The sequence below is a fragment of the Streptomyces sp. H51 genome, assembly GCF_035656535.1.
Taxonomy (GTDB): domain Bacteria; phylum Actinomycetota; class Actinomycetes; order Streptomycetales; family Streptomycetaceae; genus Streptomyces.
In genome coordinates this window covers 310,389-324,704 of the sequence record NZ_JAYMHD010000051.1, presented here as the reverse complement: position 1 = coordinate 324,704, position 14,316 = coordinate 310,389, and the positions used below count along the sequence as shown (strand labels likewise).

Here is a 14,316-nt window from a genome sequence, read left to right as displayed (position 1 = left end):
CAGTCAGCAGAGGGGAAGCGGCGCATGGAGTTCCGGCAGTCGAACAAGCTCAGCGAGGTCTGCTACGAGATCCGCGGCCCGGTGATCGAGCACGCCAACGCGCTGGAGGAGGCGGGGCACAGCGTGCTGCGCCTGAACACCGGCAACCCCGCGCTGTTCGGCTTCGAGGCGCCGGAGGAGATCCTCCAGGACATGATCCGGATGCTGCCGCAGGCCCACGGCTACACGGACTCCCGCGGCGTCCTCTCCGCCCGCCGGGCCGTCGCCCAGCGCTACCAGACCCTCGGCCTGGAGGTGGACGTCGACGACGTCTTCCTCGGCAACGGCGTGTCCGAACTGGTGTCGATGGCCGTACAGGCGCTGCTCGAGGACGGCGACGAAATCCTCATCCCCGCCCCGGACTTCCCCCTCTGGACGGCCGTGACGACCCTCGCGGGCGGCAAGGCGGTGCACTACCTCTGCGACGAGCAGGCCGACTGGTACCCGGACCTGGACGACATGGCCGCGAAGATCACCAGCCGCACCAAGGCCGTCGTGATCATCAACCCCAACAACCCCACCGGCGCCGTCTACCCGAAGGAGATCGTCGAGGGCATCCTCGACCTCGCGCGCCGTCACGGCCTGATGGTGTTCGCCGACGAGATCTACGACCGGATCCTCTACGACGACGCCGTGCACCACTCGGCCGCCGCGCTCGCCCCCGACCTGGTGGTCCTCACCTTCTGCGGCCTGTCGAAGACGTACCGGGTGGCCGGCTTCCGCTCCGGGTGGGTGGTCGTCACCGGCCCCAAGCAGCACGCCAGGGACTACCTGGAGGGCCTGACCATGCTGGCCTCCATGCGGCTGTGCGCCAACGCGCCCGCGCAGTACGCCATCCAGGCCGCGCTGGGCGGCCGCCAGTCCATCCGGGAGCTGACCGCGCCGGGCGGGCGCCTGCACGAACAGCGCGACGTGGCCTGGGAGAAGCTCAACGAGATCCCGGGCGTGTCCTGCGTGAAGCCGAAGGGCGCGCTGTACGCGTTCCCGCGCCTGGACCCCAAGGTGCACAAGATCCACGACGACGAGAAGTTCGTCCTGGACCTGCTGCTCCGCGAGAAGATCCAGGTCGTGCAGGGCACCGGCTTCAACTGGCCGGCCCCGGACCACTTCCGCATCCTCACTCTGCCGCACGCCGAGTCCCTGGAGGCCGCCATCGGCCGCATCGGACGCTTCCTCGGCGGCTACCGCCAGTAGCGCAGGGTGTCGCAGGGGTCCCGCCTGCCCTGGCGGCACCGGCACGCTCGGCCGGCCTTCGGCCGGGGCCCCCGAGCGCCTCCCCGCACCGCCGAGCAGTGACCGGGGCGGCATTGTCGGACCCCCGTCGTAGCCTTCGGAGCAGGCCGAAGGGTGCCGAAGCCGTGGGGGCCGCCGCCCGGGAGGGAGTTCGTCGTGACGCGACCGCCGACCGCTGCTCAGCGGCGGGTCATCGAGGGGGCCGATCCCGTGACCGGCCGGCTGCGGGGGACCGGGGCACAGCTCGCGGCGCTGGTCAGGCGGGGGCTCGCGTTCCGGCACCCGCGGCCGCCGCACGACCACTTCCTGACCCCGGCCGGGCACCGGCTGCGGGAGGCGCCGGCACAGGAACACGAAGAGACCGCCGCCGGCGGGCGGCCGGAGGCCGGCGTGTTCGCGGCGCGGGTCGGCGGGGAGGCGGAGCCGCCGCCCGCCGGGCCGGCCCGGGACCGTGAGGTGCGCAGCGCCTGGCAGGGGCTGCTGGAGCTGCGCCGGATGACCAATCCGGACGGCGCCGCCGACCGGCCGTGCGGCTGGGAGCGCACGCATCTGGTGCGGGCCGCCGCGCTCGCCCTGGAGGCGGCCGGCCACCGCCCGGCCGGACCGGACCCGGCCGGCTACCGGGTGCGCGGGACGCCGCAGCCGGAGGCGGTCGCCGTGCACGAGCCGGCCCCGGAGGCACTGCGGGCCTGTGCGGCCACCCTGGAGCGGGCGGGCTGGCAGGTCGGCGAGCACACCGAACCCCGCACGCGTGAACGCTATCTGCTGGCATCGCCCCGCCGCAGGTGACGTACATGCCAAGATCGGCGGGCAGGGCAACCATGCGAGAGCGAACGCGAGAGGGGAACGCAATGAGCGAGCCGTTTGCCGTCCCGGTGACCGTCCGCGGGTACGAGACCGACGTGCAGGGCCACCTCAACCAGGCCGTGTACATCAACTACGCCGAGCACGCCCGCTGGTCGATGCTGCAGTCGGCCGGGATCAGCCAGGCGGGCCTGATCTCCCGGGGGGTGGGCCCGGTCGCGCTGGAGACCACCATCCGCTACCAGCGGGAGCTGCTCGCCGGTGAGGAGGTCGAGGTGACGTGCGCCTTCGACTGGGGCGGGGGCAAGACGTTCCGCATCGAGCAGACCATCCGCAAGAAGGACGGCACGGTGGCCGCCGAGATCACCGCGGTGGGCGGCCTGCTCGACCTCCAGGAGCGTCGGCTGATCACCGAACCGCAGAAGATCTTCGAGGAACTGGCGTCCGACCCCAGCCTGTTCGGCATCTGACCGCCGCACCGGCCGTCCGCCGGTCGCCTGCGACGCCGAGCATCCCCGGCCGGTGCTCGGCGTCGCAGGCGACCGGGCGACCGGGCGACCGGCGATGGGGACACGGTGCCTCCCGCCCGGCGGCGGCACGGAGTCGGTCGCGGCGACGGCCGCCGGCCGCCGACTGCCGGCCGGCACCGGCTCGGTGATCGCCGCCGCCCGTCCGCTCGGCTCAGACGAACGCCGTCCGGTGGTCCTCGGCCCACTCCCGGAAGGTCCGCGCCGGCCGGCCCAGCACCTCCCGCACGTCCTCGGTGACGACGGCGTTGCCGCCCTCCTCGATGAAGCGGGCGGCGACCACGAGACTGTCCGCGTAGGCCTCACCGAGGCCGGCCGCGAGCAGCCCCGCCCGCCGTTCCTCCGGCGTCGGCTCGTACAGGCGCACCGGGCGGCCGACGACCTCGCCCAGAATCGCCGCCTGACGGCTCGGGCTGATCGCCTCGGGACCGGTCAGGGTGTACGTGCGTCCCGCGTGCCGTCCGTCGAGCAGCGCGGCCACCGCCGTCCCGGACACGTCCCGCGGGTCGACGACGCCCTGCTCGCCGTCGCTCATCATGCTGGGCACGGGGGTTCCCTCCCGCACGGCCTGCGCCCAGCCCAGCGTGTTGGAGGCGAAGGAGGAGGGTCGCAGGAGCGTCCATTCCAGGCCGCTCGCCCGGACGGCCTCCTCACCGGGCAGGTGCCAGGTGCCGAACACGCCCAGCCGGGGGTCGCCGGTGCCGATCGAGGAGAGCTTCACGATCCGCCGTACGCCCGCCGCCCGCGCCGCCTCGACCAGGCCCCGGTCGTACTCGCCGTCGTCCGGCCCGAACACGCCGACCAGGAAGGCGGCGTCCACGCCCGCCATCGCCGCCCGCACCGAGGCCCGGTCGCGGTGGTGGCCGGGCACGGCCTCCACCCCGGCGGGCGTCGGCGCCGCCGCCGGGTCGCGGGTCAGGGCGCGCACTTTCTCGCCGCGCGCCGCGAGCTGCCGTACCACTTCACTGCCGATGGTGCCGGTGGCACCCGTCACGAGGATCATGCCCACCACGGTGCACCGGCCGGGGCGCCCGGCTCTTGGAAATTCCGGCACGCTCGCGGAGCCCGCACGGCCGTGTAGCGCGCCTACGGTGGAGGGGTGACGAATGCCGTGTCCCTCCAGGTCCTGCCCACCCCGGAGCCGCTGCGCGGGTGGATCGCGGGCATCGGATCGGTGTCGGTGGACGCCGAGCAGACCGCGCCGTACATCCACCTCCCCGACGCCGCCACGAAGGTGGTCGTGCGGACCGGGGAGGACGGCCGCCGCAGCGCCCTGGTCGTGGGCCCGCGTGCCCGCGCCTCCTACCACCTGGGCGGACGCTTCGTCTCGTGCGTCGAGGTACGGCTGGCGCCCGGCACCGTCCGCCCCCTGCTCGGCGTACCGGCGGCCGATCTGGTGGGCCGTGCGCCGCGGTTGGACGAGCTGCCCGGTCCGGTCGCCCGCCGGCTGGCCGACGAGCTGCGGGGGCTGGAGCCCGGCGAGGCGGTGGCCCGGCTGGCAGAGGTGCTGCCCGAGCGGCTGCGCACCGCCGCCGACCGCTCGCGCGCCGAGCTGGTGCGGGCCGGGGTCGCCGCGCTGTCCTCCCGCGACGGCCGGATCCCCGGCCCCGTGACCGAGGTGGCACGGCAACTCGCGGTGAGCGAGCGGCAGTTGCGGAACCTCTTCGCCGACGGCGTCGGCCTGTCGCCGAAGCACTACGCCCGGATCGACCGGGTACGCACGGTGCTGGACCAGGCGGCCACGCGCCCCTGGGCCGACCTGGCCGCCGCCACCGGCTACTACGACCAGGCGCACCTGACGTCCGACTTCCGTACCCTCATGGGGGTGCCGCCCAGGTCGTACATCACCGGCCGGCTGCCGGACGCCCTGCCCTGCGGGCGGGCGGGCCGACCCTGAATCCGGGTGCGGGCCGGCCCTGAATCCGGGTGCGGACCGGCGGCGATCATGCGATGCTCCGGGCTCATGTCCGCACGACGCATCAAGCCGAGCCTGTACATCTCCGTCGACATCGAGGCCGACGGGCCGATCCCCGGGCCGTACTCCATGCTGAGCCTGGGGGCCGCGGTCGCCGGGGCGCAGGACGCCGACGGGTTCACCGCCGCCGATCCGGAGCGGCAGACGTTCTACCGCGAACTGCGTCCGATCAGCGACGACTTCGTGCCGGAGGCGCTGGCCGTCAGCGGTCTCGACCGGGAGCGGCTGGCCGCCGAGGGCGCCGAACCGGCCGTGGCGCTGGCCGAGTTCAGCGACTGGGTGCGCGAGGTGGCGGTGGACGCGCAGCCGGTGATGGCGGGCTACCCGGCCTCGTACGACTGGACGTTCCTGTACTGGTACCTGATCCGCTTCACCGGGCGGAGCCCGTTCGGGCACTCCGGCTGCCTGGACATGAAGACGCTGTACGCGGCCAGGGCGGGCCTGCCACTGCGGGCGGTGGCGAAGGGGACGATGGAGCGCGAACTGCTGTCCCGGCGACGCCACACGCACCACGCCCTCGACGACGCCATCGAGCAGGCGGAGCTGCTCGCCAACCTCCTGCGCCGGCCCGGCCCCCATGGAGCGGGGCCGGGGACCGCCTGACCGCGCGCCGTCACCCCGCGGCGATGCGGGCCAGCCGCCGGGCCTCCTCCCGGGTGGCGCGGGCCACCGCGTCCTCGTCGACGTGCAGCAGGTGCCCGTCCTCGACGATCTGACGGCCGTTCACGAAGGAGGCGGTGACCGGTGCCGGCGCGCCGAGGACCAGCGCGGCGACCGGGTCGGCGATGGAGGCGTGGGCGACGGTGTCCAGCTTCCACAGCACCAGGTCGGCCAGCTTGCCGGGCTCCAGGGAGCCGATCTCGTGCGCCCGGCCGAGGACCCGGGCGCCGCCGTGGGTGCCCAGGCGCAGCGCCTGGCGGGTGGTCAGGGCGGCCTCGCGGTGGGGGCCGAGACGGTTGACGAGGAGGGCGTTGCGCAGTTCGGTGTGCAGTTCGCCGGACTCGTTCGACGCCGTGCCGTCGACGCCGAGGCCGACCGGGACGCCGGCCGCCAGCATGTCGGGGACGCGGGCGATGCCGGCGGCCAGCCGGGCGTTGGACGACGGGCAGTGGGCGACGCCGGTCCCGGTGCGGGCGAAGGCGGCGATGTCGGAGTCGTTCATGTGGACGCAGTGCGCCATCCACACGTCCTCTCCCAGCCAGCCGGTGGACTCGAAGTAGTCGGTCGGGCCCATGCCGAACAGCTGGTGGCAGAACTTCTCCTCCTCCACCGTCTCCGAGCCGTGGGTGTGCAGCCGCACCCCGAGCCGGCGCGCCAGCTCGGCGCCCTGGGTGAGCAGTTCGGTGGTGACGGAGAAGGGCGAGCAGGGCGCGACGGCGACCTGGGTGAGCGCGCCGAAGGAGGCGTCGTGGTGCTCACGCACTGTCTCCTCGGTCGCGGCGAGCGCCCCGTCCAGCGTCTCGACGGCGAAGTCCGGGGGCAGGCCGCCGTCCTTCTCACCGCGGTCCATGGAGCCGCGGGCGAGGGTGAAGCGGACGCCGGTCTCGCGGGCGGCGCGGACGATGGCGCCGGACAGGTCGCCGGAGCCCCTGGGGAAGACGTAGTGGTGGTCCATGGCGGTGGTGACGCCGCCGCGGGCCATCACCGCCAGCGACCCCTGCGCCGCCGCGTACGCCATCGGCTCGTCGATGCGCGCCCACGTCGGATACAGCGCGACCAGCCAGTCGAAGAGGTTGTGGTCCGTGGCCAGGCCGCGGGTGAGCCACTGGTAGAAGTGGTGATGGGTGTTGACCAGGCCCGGCGTCAGGAGGTGGCCGGAGGCGTCGATGCGGCGCACGACGTCCCGCAGGCCCTCGGGGGCCGGGCCCGCGCCGAGCGACTCGATGCGGTCGCCGGCGACGACGAGATGGCCGGAGGCGTACTCGGTGTCGTCGGCGTCCACGGTCGCGATCGAGCAGTTCTCGACGACGATGCGCTGTGCCATCGTGCGGCCTCTCCTTTCGTCCGTGTCCGGCTCAGAGGTTGGTGAGGTCCACCGGGATGCGCGCCTCGCAGCCGTCCCGCAGGACGGTGGCCTCGATCAGGCCGTAGGGGCGGTCGGCGGCGAAGTAGACCTCGTTGTCGTTCTTCAGCCCGAACGGCTTCAGGTCGACGAGGAAGTGGTGCTTGTTCGGCAGTGAGAAGCGGATCTCGTCGATCTCGCCGCGGTGGTCGATGACGCGCGCGCCCATCCGGTAGAGCGTCTGCTGCAGCGAGAGCGAGTAGGTCTCCGCGAAGGCCCGCAGGATGTGCTGCCTGGTCCGCGCGTAGGACTCCTCCCAGTCGGGCGCCTGCTGCCCGTCGCCGGTCCAGCGGAACCGCCAGCGCGCGGAGACCTCGGTGGCCAGGACGCGGTCGTACGCCTCCGGCAGCGTCGTGTACTTGTCCTTGACGTAGCCCCAGAACTCGGAGTCGGTCGAGTTCATCACGACGAGGTCCTTCAGGCCGGAGACGACCTCCCACGCCTCGCCGTCGTAGGTGATCTGCGCCAGCCGGACCTCCTGGCCCCGGCGCGCGAAGGAGTGCGCGCCCTCGCCCGCGTGCTCGATGCGGTCCCAGGCGTACTCCTCGACCCGGACGCGGGCCCGGTGGATGGACTCCTGGGAGGTCACGAAGTGCCGGGCCAGGTGGATGCCGAACTGCTCGGCGGACTCGATGCCGTGCTCCTTGGCGAACGCGTACACCGTGTTCTTGGTGGTGTCGGTCGGCAGGACGCTTGCGTTGGAGCCGGAGTAGTGGACCTCGTCCATGTCGCCGCTGAGCGACACAGACACGTTGAGGTCCTTGACGTGGTGGGTGGCGCCGTCCCGGGTGATCTTGACGACCCGGGTCTCGGCCTTGCCGTACTGGTTCTGTCCCAGGATGGGCATATCGCTAGCTCCCTCGGTAGACGGAGTAACCGAACGGGCTGAGCAGCAGCGGCACGTGGTAGTGCTCTCCCGGCACGACGGCGAAGGTGACGGACACCTCCGGGAAGAACACGGCGCCGCCGCCCCGGTTCGCGGGGGCGTCCTGCCGCGCATCGGCCTGCTTCTTCTCCGAACGCTCGAGATACGCCTCCACGGCGAAGTCGAGCCGTACGTGGGTGGTCCCCTCCGGCGGGTCCGGCAGGTCCCTGCACCGGCCGTCGGCGTCGGTCACGGACCCGCCGACCGGCCGCCAGCCGGCGTCCCGGCCGTCCCGGACGTCCTGGGGGTCCTGGTCGTTCCGGGCGTCCCGGGCGAGGAGCCGGACGGTGACGCCCGCGGCGGGGCGGCCTGCGGAGGTGTCCAGGACGTGGGTGGACACGGAGGCGGTGGTGCGTGTGCTCATGTTCGGGCGTCCCCTTCGACGAGTCGGGCGAGTCGGATGCGGTTGATCCTGCCCAGCTCCCCGCGGACGATCTCCCGTTCCCGCTCCGGCGGGTTGCCGATCCGTTCCCTGGCCGCGTCACGCAGCTGCTCGGCGCTGCGGCCGGTGGCACAGATCAGGAAGACGTGGCCGAACCGTTCCTGGTAGGCCAGGTTCAGTTCCAGCATCTCCGCCCGGACGTCCCCGGAGGCGCCGGCCATGCCGCGCTGTTCGCGGGCGGAGGTGGCGTCGCCCGGCTTCGGGCGTCCGATCGGCGGGTGGCCGGCCATGGCCTCGGCGAGGTCCGCGCCGGTCAGGACGGCCATGGCGGCGTCGTTGGCCGCGTACAGGTCGTCGGCGGTGGCGTAGGGGCGGGCGGCGAGCAGCCGCCGCGCCCAGGCCGTGGCGGCGCACACCTCGCGGAGGGCGGCGAGGGCCGCCCGCTCGTCCAGGGCGTTGAACCGGGCCAGGCCCGGGGGCGGGGGTGTCGACGTCACGTGGGGGGCCTCCGTGGCGGTGAACGGCCGTCGTACCGAACGGACTGCCGTCAGCTAACGCCGCCCGACGACACCACGTCAACAGTTTGTTGAAAATTCCGGGTTACGAACCCGGCTGACCCGGTCAGCTCTCCTTCTGCCGGTTGAGGTAGTTGTAGACGGTGAAGCGGCTGACCCCGAGCGCGCTCGCGACCGTCTCCACGCCGTGCCGCACGGAGAACGCGCCGCGCGCCTCCAGGGTCCGGACGACCTCCTGCTTGGCCTTGCGGTCGAGGTCGGCCAGCGGCCCGCCCCGCTTGCGCTCCATGGCGGCCAGGATGTGGTCGAGGGAGTCGGCGAGCTGCGGCAGGCGTACGGCGACCACGTCGGCGCCTTCCCAGGAGAGCACGACGTCGTCGGGACCCGCCTCGTCGGGCGGGAGCATCTCCCCGCCCATGGCGTCGACCAGCGGCTTCACGGCGGTGATGAAGGACTCGTCGCCCGCGCCGGTCATTCCCCGGCCTCCCCGATCACATTGACCTGCAGCGAGATCCGGGTGGCGCCGGCCTCCAGGGTCTTGCGCAGTACGGCGTCCAGGGCGGTCAGGACCGCGTCGGCACCCCCTTCGGCGGTGTTGCCGAACGGTCCCACGTCCACGGAGTCCAGGTCGGCGGCCTCGATGACCTCACGGGCGACCAGCGCGTGGCCGGGCGGCTCGTCGAGGTCGAAGGGCTCGGTGGTGAACTCAACTCTCAGTCGCATCGCGCCCCACACCTCTCTGACCTGCGCGTCTGACGGCCCTCGACGGGGAGGGCGATCCGGGCGGCACGGCGGGCGACGGGAGGCGGGCGGCGGTGGCCGGGCCTCCGGCTTCCGTGCGTCCGGACCCCGACCTTAACCGACCGGGACGGCCCGGATCCCCGGGTTCCTGGGCCCCCGGGCCACCTGCTCCCAGGCCCCCGGGCCCCAGGCCCCGGGCCCGACCCCCGGGCGGCTGCCCGGCCTGTGCGCCGGGGGTGTCCGCGTGCGTTCTCGCGCGGGACGCAGGAGTCTGAAGGCATGACAGCACATCCGACCGAGCATCCGCACATCGTGGTCCACGCTCCGGCCCTGGACGGATCCCGGCGGGTCACCGCGGGCCGGGAGACGCTGGGAATCGCCACGCACGTCGACGACGTCAGCGAGATCCTGCGGCAGGCCGACCTGTACGTCACCGACGTGGAGGAGACGGACTTCATCGAGTGGCAGGGCGGCGGCCCGGAGGACTGGCCCGGCCTGTCGGAGCACCACGAGGCGTGAGCCGCGCGGCCACGCGGCGGGCGGGCCGTCCGTGGGCGGGCCGCCCGTGGGCCGCCCACGGACGGGCGCTCTGTGGATTTCATCCGAGGAAAACGGTTTCCGCCATCCGAAAGCAATGCGGGCAGATGGCCGAAATTCACCAAGTGACGGACAGGCTGGGCGAGTTGGGGCACGATGGGGTCATGTCCGAGAGCGTGCCGGTGCGCTGCCCGGCCTGTCGGCGCGAGCACCGCTACACAGCGCCGTCGTATCCCTGCGTGTGCGGCGCCCCGGTCGCACCGCCGCTGGACCCGTGCGGCGAGCCGACGGCCGTCACGCACCGCAGCTGGGACGAGCAGTGGGTCGGGGTGCGCTGCGCCGCCTGCGGCCACCGGGGCCAGTGGCCGCAGCCCGAGCTGGACTGCCCGTGCGGGACGACGCTCCGCATCCCCGTGACGCGTCCGGCCGGACGGGCGGGCCCGGTCCGCACGGCCCGCGGCGCGGTCACCGCCGCCGTGGTGTATCTGCGCCGGCTCGGCCACGAGAACGTCCGCCGCGCCGACCAGCGGCCCCCGTCCGGCATCGGGCTCGCCGCCCGGGGTCTGCTGGCCCATGTCGACCCGTCCGTGCACCCGGCCTCGCTGCGGGACGTGGAGTGCCTGTGGCTGGCGGCGATGACGGAGTCGGCGGACTGCCTCCACTTCTCCCTCGCCGGATACTCCGCCGAGGCCCTCGAAGGCGCCGTCGCCCTGCGCGTTCCGCTGTTCGTCCTCAGCGCCACCGGGGCCCCGCGGCCGGCCAACGCCCTGGCCGAGGCCCTGGACGCCGAGGCGACCGGCACCACGCCGCCGCCCGCCGAGCCGCCGGAGCGGGACGACCCGGCGTAGGCCCGGGGCTGCCGCCGCCTCGGCCAGGCGGCGGCCCACCGTGTCGTCCGCGCGAGCGAGCGGCACAGGCCGCGTCCGCGCCCCGCCTGGCGACACGCTCGCGAGGCCGCCGGGCAGCGCGGCCGGGGCGCGGCCGGGCGGCGCACGTCCGGCCGCGCGCGGCCCGGCCGCCCGAGCGCCGTCCGCGCGCGGCTCGCGCGCCTCCCGGTCGCCCCCGCCGTCGCGCCCCCTGGTCGCCCCGCCGTCACGCCGTCCGGCCGGAACCTCCGTCCGGCCGGAACCGCCGTCACTCCCCCCGGGCCGCCTGCTCGCGCAGTTCCACCTTGCGGACCTTGCCGGACACCGTCATCGGGAAGGCGTCCAGGATCCGCAGTCGGCTCGGGATCTTGTAGTGCGCGAGCTGTCCGTCGCAGAACGCCCGGACCTCCTCCAAGGTGGGCGGGTCGCCCGCGTCGCGCGGGATGACGCAGGCCAGGACCTCCTCGCCGTACCGCTCGTGCGGGACCCCGACCACCTGGACGTCCGCGACCTTCGGGTGGCCGTAGAGGAACTCCTCGATCTCGCGCGGGTAGACGTTCTCGCCGCCGCGGATGATCATGTCCTTGATGCGGCCGACGATCTCGACGTAGCCGTCCTCGCGCATCACGGCGAGGTCGCCGGTGTGCATGAAGCGGGCGGGGTCGATGGCCTCGGCGGTCTTCTCGGGCTCGTTCCAGTAGCCGAGCATCACGCTGTAGCCGCGGGTGCACAGCTCGCCCGCGGTGCCGCGCGGCTGCGTCACGCCCGTCACCGGGTCGACGATCTTCACTTCGAGGTACGGCAGGACGCGGCCGACGGTGCCGGTGCGGTGCTCCAGGTCGTCGTCCATCCGCGTCTGCAGGGAGACCGGGGAGGTCTCGGTCATCCCGTAGCAGATGGAGACCTCCTCCATGTGCATCTCGGCGACCACCCGCTTCATGACCTCCACCGGGCAGGGCGAGCCGGCCATGATGCCGGTGCGCAGCGAGGAGAGGTCGTAGGAGGCGAAGTCGGGCAGGTTCAGCTCGGCGATGAACATGGTGGGGACGCCGTACAGCGAGGTGCAGCGCTCCCGCTGGACGGCTTCCAGGGTGGCCTTCGGGTCGAAGGACGGGGCCGGGATGACCATGCAGGCGCCGTGGGAGGTGGCCGCCAGGTTTCCCATGACCATGCCGAAGCAGTGGTAGAACGGCACGGGCAGGCAGACCCGGTCCTGCTCGCTGTAGCCGATCGTGCGACCCACCCAGAAGCCGTTGTTGAGGATGTTGTGGTGGGAGAGCGTGGCACCCTTCGGGAAGCCGGTCGTGCCCGAGGTGTACTGGATGTTGACCGGGTCGTCGCAGCTCAGCTCGGCGCCCAGTTCGGCCACTCGCTCCTTCGGCACCGAGGCACCCGCCGCGACCAGCGCGTCCCAGGACGGGTCGCCGATGTACACCGTCTCGCGCAACTCGGCGCATCTGCCGCGCACCTGGTCCACCAGGGCCCGGTAGTCGCTGGTCTTGTGGGCGAGCGAGGAGATCAGCACCGAGATCCCCGCCTGGTTCAGCACGTACTCCAACTCGTGCGCGCGGTACGCCGGGTTGATGTTGACCATGATCACGCCGATGCGGGCGGTGGCGTACTGGACCAGCACCCACTCCGGGCAGTTGATCGCCCAGATGCCGACCCGGTCGCCCTTGGTGACGCCGTGCGCGAGCAGGCCGCGCGCCACGTCGTCGACCGCTTCGCCGAACTCGGCGTAGGTCCAGCGCCGTCCGGAGGGTACGTCGACCAGGGCCTCGCGGTCGGGGAACGCGGCGAGCGCCCGGTCGAGGTTGGCCCCGATGGTGTCGCCGAGCAGCGGGACCTCGCCGGTCCCGTGCGCGTACGAGAGTGGGGAGCCGTTCGTAACCTGCGGGTTCGAGACGTGCTCGTCGGAGACGTGCGTGTTCGACGGTGCGGTCACCGGAAGTCCTCCTCGCGGTACTCGTCCGACGAACCCGCGGCCGTCGCCTCGCGCAGCTCGATCCGGCGGATCTTGCCGGACACGGTCTTGGGCAGGGCGGCGAACTCCAGGCGGCGGATGCGCTTGTAGGGGGCCAGCACCCCACGGGAGTGCTCGAAGATCACCTTGGCCGTGTCGGGGCCGGGCTCCCAGCCGTCGGCGAGGACGACGTACGCCTTGGGCACCGCCAGGCGCAGCTCGTCCGGCGCGGGCACGACGGCCGCCTCGGCGACCGCCTCGTGCTCCAGCAGCGCGCTCTCCAGCTCGAAGGGGCTGATCTTGTAGTCGGAGGCCTTGAAGACGTCGTCGGAGCGCCCGATGTAGGTCAGGTAGCCGTCCGCGTCCCGGGAGGCGACGTCACCGGTGCGGTAGTAGCCGCCGGCCATCGCCTCCGCCGTGCGGTCCGGGTCGCCGTGGTAGCCGGTCATCAGACCGACCGGGCGGGCGGACAGGTCGAGGGAGATCTCGCCCTCGGTGGCGCCGGGCGCGCCGGTGACCGGGTCGAGGAGTTCGACGCGGTAGCCGGGGCTGGGCCGGCCCATGGAGCCGGTCTTCAGCGGCTGGCCGGGGCTGTTGGCGACCTGCACGGCGGTCTCGGTCTGCCCGAAGCCGTCCCGGATGGTGACGCCCCAGGCCCGGCGGACCTGCTCGATGACCTCGGGGTTGAGCGGCTCACCGGCGGCCACCACCTCGCGCGGCTTGGTGCGCAGCTGGGTGAGGTCGGCCTGGATGAGCATGCGCCACACGGTCGGCGGGGCGCAGAACGTGGTGACGCCGGCCCGGTCCATCTCGGCCATCAGCCGGGCGGCGTCGAAGCGCGTGTAGTTGTGGATGAAGACGGTGGCCTCGGCGTTCCACGGGGCGAACAGGTTCGACCAGGCGTGCTTGGCCCAGCCTGGTGAGGAGATGTTCAGGTGCACGTCGCCGGGCTTGAGGCCGATCCAGTACATGGTGGCCAGGTGCCCGATCGGGTACGAGGTGTGGGTGTGCTCGACCAGCTTGGGGCGGGCGGTGGTGCCCGAGGTGAAGTACAGCATCAGCGGGTCGTCGGGCAGCGTCGGCCCGTCCGGCGCGAAGTCGGCGGGGGCCGCGTACGCGTCCTCGTACGCCTGCCAGCCCTCGGGCGCGCCGCCGACCGCGACGCGGGTGTAGTCGCCGGGCACCTCGTCGAACTTGCCGGTGTCCCCGGACCGTACGAGCACGTGCCCGACCCGGCCGCGCTCGACGCGGTCGCGCAGGTCGGCGGGGCCGAGCAGCGGGGTGGCCGGGATGACGACCGCGCGCAGCTTCATCGCGGCCAGGGCCGTCTCCCACAGCTCGGCCTGGTTGCCGAGCATGACCAGGACGCGGTCCTCGGCACGCACGCCCCGCTCCCGCAGCCAGTTGGCCACCCGGTCGGAGCGGTCGGACATCTCGGCGAAGGACAGCCGGACCTCCGTGCCGTCCTCCTCGACGATGTGCAGGGCGGTCCGGTCGTTGCCGTCGGCGATGACGTCGAACCAGTCGAGCGCCCAGTTGAAGCGCTCGGGGCGAGGCCAGGTGAAACCCTCGTACGCTCGTTCGTAGTCCTCACGGTGTTCCAGCAGGAAGTCCCGCGCCCCGCGGAACACCTCCGTCGGCGTCGTCATCTGTGCTCCTTCGTTACCGGACCATTGCCGGGCGGCTCTCTGTCATCGTGTAATCCGTGATGCAGGTCTCACTACCCCCGTACGGGGGTGTGCGCCGC

Annotated in this window: 16 protein-coding genes; 7 read left to right on the top strand and 9 right to left on the bottom strand. The window is 73.2% G+C overall.

Annotated features, from left to right (window positions below; all coding sequences use genetic code 11):
* Positions 1-24 precede the first annotated feature (24 nt).
* The 3 genes from VKA29_RS18255 (at position 25) to VKA29_RS18245 (ending at position 2,546) form a co-directional block, all read left to right on the top strand.
* Positions 25-1,233 (top strand): pyridoxal phosphate-dependent aminotransferase, encoded by a 1,209-nt coding sequence (locus VKA29_RS18255; protein ID WP_324786897.1) that lies wholly within the window; start codon positions 25-27, stop codon positions 1,231-1,233.
* Between the two features lie 195 nt (positions 1,234-1,428).
* A complete protein-coding gene (locus tag VKA29_RS18250) occupies positions 1,429-2,061 on the top strand; it encodes a hypothetical protein (protein ID WP_324786896.1) in 633 nt (210 codons plus the stop codon).
* Between the two features lie 62 nt (positions 2,062-2,123).
* Positions 2,124-2,546, top strand: a complete 423-nt coding sequence (locus VKA29_RS18245) for an acyl-CoA thioesterase (protein ID WP_324786895.1) — start codon at positions 2,124-2,126, stop codon at positions 2,544-2,546.
* A gap of 211 nt (positions 2,547-2,757) precedes the next feature.
* Here the strand turns inward: VKA29_RS18245 and VKA29_RS18240 are convergent, their stop codons facing one another.
* Positions 2,758-3,606, bottom strand: a complete 849-nt coding sequence (locus VKA29_RS18240) for an SDR family oxidoreductase (protein ID WP_420718517.1) — start codon at positions 3,604-3,606, stop codon at positions 2,758-2,760.
* Between the two features lie 96 nt (positions 3,607-3,702).
* On the opposite strand from VKA29_RS18240, the gene VKA29_RS18235 reads away from it, so the two are divergent.
* Together VKA29_RS18235 and VKA29_RS18230 are read left to right on the top strand one after the other, a co-directional pair.
* Entirely contained in the window at positions 3,703-4,500 is a 798-nt protein-coding gene (locus VKA29_RS18235; protein WP_324786893.1) for a helix-turn-helix domain-containing protein, read from the top strand.
* Between the two features lie 66 nt (positions 4,501-4,566).
* On the top strand, positions 4,567-5,181 hold the full coding sequence (locus VKA29_RS18230) for a 3'-5' exoribonuclease domain-containing protein (RefSeq protein WP_324786892.1): 615 nt from the start codon (positions 4,567-4,569) through the stop codon (positions 5,179-5,181).
* Between the two features lie 10 nt (positions 5,182-5,191).
* Here the strand turns inward: VKA29_RS18230 and VKA29_RS18225 are convergent, their stop codons facing one another.
* The 6 genes from VKA29_RS18225 to VKA29_RS18200 form a co-directional block, all read right to left on the bottom strand.
* Complete coding sequence (locus VKA29_RS18225; RefSeq protein WP_324786891.1) at positions 5,192-6,562, bottom strand: 8-oxoguanine deaminase; 1,371 nt, start codon at positions 6,560-6,562, stop codon at positions 5,192-5,194.
* A 31-nt stretch (positions 6,563-6,593) separates the two neighbouring features.
* Complete coding sequence (gene pucL / locus VKA29_RS18220; protein ID WP_324786890.1) at positions 6,594-7,487, bottom strand: factor-independent urate hydroxylase; 894 nt, start codon at positions 7,485-7,487, stop codon at positions 6,594-6,596.
* A gap of 4 nt (positions 7,488-7,491) precedes the next feature.
* A complete protein-coding gene (gene uraH, locus VKA29_RS18215; RefSeq protein WP_324786889.1) occupies positions 7,492-7,929 on the bottom strand; it encodes a hydroxyisourate hydrolase in 438 nt (145 codons plus the stop codon).
* Positions 7,926-8,444 (bottom strand): 2-oxo-4-hydroxy-4-carboxy-5-ureidoimidazoline decarboxylase, encoded by a 519-nt coding sequence (gene uraD / locus VKA29_RS18210; RefSeq protein ID WP_324786888.1) that lies wholly within the window; start codon positions 8,442-8,444, stop codon positions 7,926-7,928. The genes uraH and uraD overlap by 4 nt, the downstream gene beginning before the upstream one ends.
* A 124-nt stretch (positions 8,445-8,568) precedes the next feature.
* Positions 8,569-8,937: a helix-turn-helix domain-containing protein gene (locus tag VKA29_RS18205; RefSeq protein ID WP_324786887.1), complete on the bottom strand. Its 369-nt coding sequence runs from the start codon at positions 8,935-8,937 to the stop codon at positions 8,569-8,571.
* Positions 8,934-9,185, bottom strand: coding sequence for a hypothetical protein (locus tag VKA29_RS18200; protein ID WP_324786886.1), 252 nt, complete (start codon positions 9,183-9,185; stop codon positions 8,934-8,936). Before VKA29_RS18200 ends, VKA29_RS18205 begins: the two co-directional genes overlap by 4 nt.
* 297 nt (positions 9,186-9,482) lie before the next feature.
* Between VKA29_RS18200 and VKA29_RS18195 the strand changes: the two genes are divergently transcribed.
* Together VKA29_RS18195 and VKA29_RS18190 are read left to right on the top strand one after the other, a co-directional pair.
* Entirely contained in the window at positions 9,483-9,722 is a 240-nt protein-coding gene (locus VKA29_RS18195; protein WP_324786885.1) for a hypothetical protein, read from the top strand.
* A 182-nt stretch (positions 9,723-9,904) separates the two neighbouring features.
* A complete protein-coding gene (locus VKA29_RS18190; protein ID WP_324786884.1) occupies positions 9,905-10,588 on the top strand; it encodes a hypothetical protein in 684 nt (227 codons plus the stop codon).
* 286 nt (positions 10,589-10,874) lie between these two features.
* On the opposite strand, the gene VKA29_RS18185 is transcribed toward VKA29_RS18190, so the two are convergent.
* Positions 10,875-12,446 (bottom strand): AMP-binding protein, encoded by a 1,572-nt coding sequence (locus tag VKA29_RS18185; RefSeq protein ID WP_420718521.1) that lies wholly within the window; start codon positions 12,444-12,446, stop codon positions 10,875-10,877.
* Between the two features lie 101 nt (positions 12,447-12,547).
* Positions 12,548-14,218, bottom strand: coding sequence for an AMP-binding protein (locus VKA29_RS18180; RefSeq protein ID WP_324786882.1), 1,671 nt, complete (start codon positions 14,216-14,218; stop codon positions 12,548-12,550).
* Positions 14,219-14,316 lie beyond the last annotated feature (98 nt).